The sequence below is a fragment of the Dietzia sp. SLG310A2-38A2 genome (assembly GCF_014145095.1).
GTDB lineage: Bacteria > Actinomycetota > Actinomycetes > Mycobacteriales > Mycobacteriaceae > Dietzia.
Genome location: NZ_JAALDX010000278.1, coordinates 1 through 6,152, shown reverse-complemented (window position 1 = coordinate 6,152; position 6,152 = coordinate 1). Strand labels below are relative to the sequence as shown.

Here is a 6,152-nt window from a genome sequence, read left to right as displayed (position 1 = left end):
GCGGGCGGCGGCGGCGAAGGCCATCCCCGTCATGTACGCCTCCCCGCGCCCGCCGCGCGGCTCCCACGCAGCCGCCGCCACGTCGTCGACGTTCAGCCCGGGCCACAATTCCGCCATCCGGTCCGGTGCGATGATCTCGGTCTCGATGCCCAGGCTCTGCTGCATGGCCACGTTCGCCCGGAGCGGAATCACGTTCTCCTCTCCGACGATCACGGCGTATCCGCACTGACGGAAGGCCATGTCGTCTCCCAACAGCTCGGCAGCGTTCTCGAACACCGGGATGCTGTGCCAGCTCAGGGCCGCCATGGTGGGCGAACCGTAGTGGCAGCGGACGATGCCGCTGGACTTGCCGGTCATCCCGGAACACAGGGTGTCCTTCTCCACCACGAGCACGTCGGTCTCGCCGCGCTCGGTCAGGTTCCAGGCGATCGACAGCCCCTCGAGGCCACCTCCGATGACGAGAAACTTCACTGTGTCGGTCCGTTGAGCAGTGTCGGTCGGGTGCGCTGTGCCGGTCATGGGATCACTCTCTCGTGGTGCGTGGTGGTCAGGACGCGTCGGTCTGGGAAGTGTCATCGCAGGTGAGCAGGTCGGCGAGGACGTCGGCCAGGGCCTCGGCGCCCCGCTCGGCGTCGGCGTCCTCCACGTGCTCCTCCGGCGAGTGCGACACCCCGGAAGGGTTGCGGACGAACAGCATGGCGGTGGGGACGTGCGCGGCCAGGACACCTGCGTCGTGGCCGGCCCCCGTGGCCAGGACGGGGACCCCGGGCAGGTCGTCGAGCAGTCGGTCGCGGAACACCGGGTCAAAGGACACGGAACCGCTGAGCGACTCCTGCACGATCGTGCTCGAGCACCCCTCGTGCGCGGCAGCCATCGAGGCCGCCTCCGTGATCTCGTGGACGATCCGCGCGGTCGCGGCGTCGTCGGGGTGACGGACGTCCAGCCAGAGATCGACCCGGGAGGCGATGACGTTGGTGCCGCCCGGGGTGGGTACGATCCGGCCGACGGTGGCCCTGGCACCCCGGTACACGCGGGAGATCCGGCGGACGTCGAGGATTGTGCGGGAGGCCGGGATCATCGGGTCGCGGCGGTCCGCCAACAGCGTGGTGCCGGCGTGGTTGCCCTGGCCGGTGAACGTCAACCGCCATCGGCCGTGGCCGATGATCGACGAGGCCACCGCCACGGGGTTGTCCAGTTCGATCAGACCTCGGCCCTGTTCCACGTGGAGTTCCACGAAGCGCCCGATGCGTCCCAACGCCTCGTCGTCACGGCCCAGGGCGGTCGGGTCCACCCCGTTGGCCGCGCACAGCTCGGCATAGGTGGTGCCGTCGTCGTCGGTCAGTCCCGCCGCGGTGGCCGGGTCCATCGCCCCGGTGAGCAGCAGCGAGCCGAGACACGCGCGTCCGAACCTGGACCCCTCCTCCTCGGGGAAGACGGTCAGGGCCAGGGCCCGGCGCGGCCGCAGACCCCGGGCCCGGAGCAGGTCGACCGCCACCAGCGCCGAGGCCACGCCGAGAGGACCGTCGAAGGCCCCTCCCCCGGGCACGGAGTCCAGGTGGCTACCGGTGACGACCGCTCCCTCCAGCGGATGGCCGGCCGGATTCCACCAGGCCCAGATGATCCCGTTGCGGTCGGTCTCGGTGTCCAGACCGCGTGCGGTCGCCTCGGCCAGGAACCACTCGCGCAGCTCCAGCTCGGCCACGGAGTAGACGGGGCGGCTGTATCCACCCCTCGTCGGGTCGGTCCCGACGTCCGCGATCGCGGACATCAGCGAGGTGACGGTGGTGGTGACCGATGTGGCCATGACGGGCTCCTCGGGGTGCCGGAGGGTGGGGACGGTACGGGTGTGCCACGGCCCCGGTGGGGGCGCCGTGAACGGGCGCGGCGGAAGAAGTGGTGCCGTGAGTGGTGGTGCCGTGAGTGGTGGTGCCGCGGCTCCGCGGAACCGGGCGGTTCAGCCGTCGACGCCGTCGGGGTAGGCGGTCACCGAGAGGAAACGGATGGGCAGCTCGAGCATCGCCACCGGGCCGTGGACGCCCTCACCGTCGAGGAGCAGCGAGTCCCCCGGGCGGAGGCGGTATTCGGACTCGGCATGGTGGTAGATCATGTCGCCGGAGAGCATGTAGAGCAGTTCGGTGCCCGGGTGCTGGAAGCGGGGATGCGCCTCCGACTCGGCGGTCAGGGTCACCAGCACCGGCTCGATGCGCTTGTTGGATCCCCGCAGCGCCCCGAGCAACTCGTAGTCGTGGCCCGCCGACGTGCCGCGGCCGACGATCGTCGCACCCTGCCCGTCGGGGGTGAACACCGCGTCACGCCTGGTGTCCGCGCCGCGCAGCAGCGAGGTCACCGGGACGTCGAGGCCGGTGGCGAGCTTGGCGAGCATGTTCAGGGAACACGAGGTCTGCGCGTTCTCGATCTTGGACAGCATCGCCTTGGAGATGCCGATCCGCTGGGCCATCTCCGCCACACCCAGGCCCTCGGCCAGGCGCAGCCTGCGGACGTGGAAACCGATGATCCGCTCGAGATCGTTGCCGGTGGGCACGTCCACGGGGAGCTCACGCGGCATCGCCTGGTGGACGACCCTCCGCGCGTCATCCCGGCCGGCTCCCATGCCCTCGACGGTAGTCATCGTCTCCTCCCGGTGGAAGTCGGTACCCGTCGCCGGCGCGGGTCCGGTCACCGTCCGGTCGTCCGACACGACGGTCATTCACAGCTCCCGTCCCGCGCGACCGGGGATCCAGTCGGTCCCGGCCAACGGCACCCGCGCCATCGCCGCGGCCTCCATCGTCAACGCCACCAGGTCGTCGGGCTCCAGGTGGGTCAGGTGGGACTTGCCGCAGGCCCGGGCGATGGTCTGGGCCTCCATCGTGAGGACGTGCAGGTAGTTGGCGAGGCGTCGGCCGGCGGCCTCCGGGTCCAACCGGCGCGCCAGCTCGGGGTCCTGGGTGGAGATCCCGGCCGGGTCGCGGCCGTCCTGGAAGTCGTCGTAGAACCCCGCCGCCGAGCCGAGTTCGCGGTACTCCTGCTCGTACCTGGGGTCGTTGTCCCCCAGTGCGATCAGCGCCGCCGTCCCGATCGCCACCGCGTCCGCTCCCAGGGCCATGGCCTTGGCCACGTCCGCCCCCGAGCGGATCCCGCCGGAGACGATCAGCTGCACCTTCCGGTGCAGGTCCATCTCCTGGAGGGCCTGCACGGCCTGCGGGATCGCGGCGAGGGTGGGGATGCCCACGTGCTCGATGAACACGTCCTGGGTGGCGGCGGTGCCGCCCTGCATGCCGTCCACCACCACCACGTCCGCACCGGCCTTCACCGCGAGCTTGACGTCGTAGTAGGTGCGGGTGGCGCCGACCTTGACGTACACCGGCTTCTCCCAGCCGGTGATCTCGCGCAGCTCGAGGATCTTGATGGCGAGGTCGTCGGGGCCCGTCCAGTCCGGGTGCCGGCAGGCCGAACGCTGGTCGATCCCCTTGGGCAGGGTCCGCATCTGCGCCACCCGGTCGGAGATCTTCTGCCCCAGGAGCATGCCGCCGCCACCGGGCTTGGCGCCCTGTCCCAGGACCACCTCGATCGCGTCGGCCTTCCGGAGGTCGACGGGGTTCATCCCGTAGCGCGAGGGCAGGTACTGGTAGACCAGCTTCGAGCTCTGGCCGCGCTCCTCCGCCGTCATGCCGCCGTCACCGGTGGTCGTGGAGGTGCCCGCGGCACTGGCCCCGCGCCCGAGGGCCTCCTTGGCCTGCGCCGACAGGGCCCCGAAGCTCATCCCGGCGATGGTCACGGGGATGTCCAGGTGGAGGGGTCTCGAGGCGTGCCGGGTGCCCAGGGTGATGTCGGTGTCGCAGCGTTCGCGGTAGCCCTCGAGCGGGTACCGGGACATCGAGGCGCCGAGGAACAGCAGGTCGTCGAAGTGCGGGACCTTGCGCTTGGCGCCCCAGCCGCGGATGTCGTAGATCCCGGTCGCGGCGGCGCGCTGGATCTCGTGGATCACCGACCGGGGGAAGGTGGCGGACTCGCGCAAGGTCGGGTCGTCGGCTCCGGGTGGGATCCGCGTGGGGGATGCCTGGTCGGATCGGGTGTGTCCGTCGAAGGGCATGTCGGGCTCCTGTCGGGGATGGCGGCGGGGCGGGGCGGTCAGTAGGCGGAGGCGTTGTCCACGTCGAAGCTGTAGAGGGTGCGGGCGGAGCCGTAGCGCCGGAACTCGCCCGTCGAGACCCCGGAGACGCCGGCCCGGTCGAGCAGCTCCCCGAGCTCGGTGTGGTGTTCGGGTCTCATCTCCTTCTCGACGCAGTCGGCGCCGAGGGACTCGACCCGACCCCGCACGTAGATGCGGACCTCGTAGAGGGAGTCGCCGAGGGCGTCACCGGCGTCGCCCAGGACGGCCAGGCGCCCGGCCTGGCCCATGAAGCAGCTCATGTGGCCGATCGAGCCGCCGACGACGATGTCCACCCCCTTCATCGAGATGCCGCACCGGGCGCCTGCGTCTCCCTCGATCACCAGCAGCCCGCCGTGCGCGGTCGCCCCGGCCGACTGGGAGGCCGACCCGGTGACCCGCACCGTTCCGGACATCATGTTCTCGGCGACCCCGACCCCCACGTTCCCGTTGACCGTGACGTGGGCGCCGTCGTTCATCCCCGCGGTGTAGTACCCGGTGGGGCCGTCGATCACGACCTCGTCCGGCTCGGCCAGGCCCACGGCGAGCGCGTGCGCCCCCCTGGGACCGGTGAGCAGGTATCTGCCCGTGCCGTCGGAGTCCTGGAGGATCCGGTTGGTCTCGCGCAACCCGGTCTCCCGGACGTCGATCACGTGCGGGGCGGTGGTCGGCGCGTCGCCGAGGGGTCCGAGGTCCTGCGGTGCGAAGGCCTGTTCCGGCGTGACGGTCATCGTTCTTCCTTCCTGGTGGGGTGCCCGCGGTGCTGCGGTGGTGCCCTGGTCGCCCGGGGGGCGGGCGAGTTCAGCGGGCGAGTTCAGCGGCGCCAGTGGTACACGCGGCCCGGTTCGGGCTCGTAGAGGCGTGCCTCGTCGATGCCCGGCAGGTGCGCCATCGCCCGGTACTCCGAGGCCATGGCCACGTAACGGTCGGTCTCGGCGATCACCGCCGGTTTGCAGGCGATCGGATCCCGGACCACCGCGAACTCCTCGGCGGTGGACACCAGCAGGGTGTAGAAACCGTCGAGGACACCGGCCATCTCCGCTAAGGCCTGATCGATCTCCGCCCCGTGGGCGATCTGCTCCGCCACGAAGCGCGCGGCGACCTCGGTGTCGTTGAGGGTGTCGCAGTGGATGTCGCGACGGGCCAGCTCGCGGCGCACCGAGGCGTGGTTGGAGAAGGACCCGTTGTGGACGATGCATTGGTCCGGGCCCACGGAGAAGGGATGCGAGCCGGCCGGGGTGACGGCGGACTCGGTGGCCATGCGGGTGTGCCCCACGCCCTGCCATCCGGAGGCCCCCGGTAGGCCGAAGCCCGCGGCCAGGTCAAGGGGCAGGCCGACGCCCTTGAGGACGGCGAGCTCGCTGCCAAGGCCCACCAGGACCGCCTCCGGGACTGCGGTGCGGACGGCGGAGGCCAGGGTCTCGGGGTCGGTCCCGGCGGACAGGAGCACGGTGGCACCCAGCTCACGACCCCGTGCCTCGCGCCCCAGGTGGGATCCGACACGCGAGGCCAGGGTCAGCGCGTCGACGCCGTCGGCCAGCACGGTGACGGTGGCCGATCCGGCCGGGGTCCAGTCGGGGTTGCCGTAGACGGCGACGCCGGCCGAGTCCGAACCGCGGTCGGTCATTTCGCCGAGCATGGTGGTGAGCAGGTCGCCGAGCCGGGGTTCGAGCTCCGGGTCGCGCAGGTGGAGTCCGACGATGCCGCACATGGGGTTCTCCTGGTGTTGTCGGGTTGAGGGTGTGGAGGGAGTGGAGCCGGGTGACCCGAGAAAGGCCGTCACGCGTCACAGCGCGGTCAGGTACTCGTCGATCTCCCACTGGGTGACGGTGTTGTGCCAGGAGATGAACTCCTCACGTTTGAGGTCGGCGTAGTACGCGGCCACCCCGTCGCCACCGATGTCCAGCGCGGCGCGGACGACCTCGTCCCGGCCCATCTCCTCCACGGCGTGCAGCAGGGTCGGCGGCAACGTGTGGGTGGCCTCGCCGACCGTGGCCGGCACGCC

6 protein-coding genes and 1 pseudogene are annotated in these 6,152 nt (G+C 71.2%); all 7 read right to left on the bottom strand.

Going from position 1 to position 6,152, the window contains the following annotated elements:
• Positions 1-519: FAD-dependent oxidoreductase (locus G6027_RS10200; protein ID WP_182637076.1), on the bottom strand; the 519-nt coding region annotated here is incomplete at its 3' end.
• A gap of 28 nt (positions 520-547) precedes the next feature.
• Positions 548-1,804, bottom strand: a complete 1,257-nt coding sequence (locus G6027_RS10195; RefSeq protein ID WP_182637075.1) for an allantoate amidohydrolase — start codon at positions 1,802-1,804, stop codon at positions 548-550.
• Between the two features lie 150 nt (positions 1,805-1,954).
• The gene (locus G6027_RS10190; RefSeq protein WP_182637078.1) at positions 1,955-2,611 is read right to left on the bottom strand and encodes an XRE family transcriptional regulator; all 657 of its coding nucleotides are present in this window, start codon (positions 2,609-2,611) and stop codon (positions 1,955-1,957) included.
• 96 nt (positions 2,612-2,707) lie between these two features.
• Positions 2,708-4,090: an FMN-binding glutamate synthase family protein gene (locus G6027_RS10185; protein WP_241727015.1), complete on the bottom strand. Its 1,383-nt coding sequence runs from the start codon at positions 4,088-4,090 to the stop codon at positions 2,708-2,710.
• Positions 4,091-4,128: 38 nt separating this feature from the next.
• Entirely contained in the window at positions 4,129-4,878 is a 750-nt protein-coding gene (locus G6027_RS10180) for a protein glxC (protein WP_182637074.1), read from the bottom strand.
• Positions 4,879-4,961: 83 nt separating this feature from the next.
• Positions 4,962-5,858, bottom strand: a complete 897-nt coding sequence (locus tag G6027_RS10175; protein ID WP_182637073.1) for a glutamine amidotransferase — start codon at positions 5,856-5,858, stop codon at positions 4,962-4,964.
• A 75-nt stretch (positions 5,859-5,933) separates the two neighbouring features.
• Positions 5,934-6,152: pseudogene (locus G6027_RS10170) on the bottom strand (glutamine synthetase); the annotation flags it as partial.